Origin of the sequence: Methanoculleus sp. DTU007 (genome assembly GCF_001512385.1) — an archaeon.
GTDB classification, from domain to species: Archaea; Halobacteriota; Methanomicrobia; order Methanomicrobiales; family Methanoculleaceae; genus Methanoculleus; species Methanoculleus thermophilus.
This window is the reverse complement of record NZ_LFRO01000038.1, coordinates 1-282: the sequence shown is the minus strand read 5'-3', so window position 1 is coordinate 282 and position 282 is coordinate 1. Positions and strand designations below refer to the sequence as shown.

Below are 282 nucleotides of genomic sequence, written 5' to 3'. Positions count from 1 at the left end.
GCGCTCGTCGTTGGCAAACCGATCAAGATCACCGGGCTCTTCAAGAACTCGGGGTCCATCGCGACGAGAGCCAAACTCTCGGGCGAGGTCTACCGGGGCGGCAGTCTCGTCGACGTCATCTCCGGCGACGAGATGACCGTTCTGGTCTTCTCGGAGGACGCCCTGACCGCGTATTACACCCCGACGGAACCGGGGGAGTACACGGTGAAGACCTGTGCCCTCTTCGAGGGCAAGACGACCGATGCAAAGGATATATCCTTTACCGTTCAGTCCGATTCGTCG

The 282-nt window shown here is 60.3% G+C and carries 1 protein-coding gene; it reads left to right on the top strand.

The annotated features are described in order from the left end of the window. Positions 1-282: hypothetical protein (locus ACI94_RS04180; protein ID WP_286681133.1), on the top strand; the 282-nt coding region annotated here is incomplete at both ends.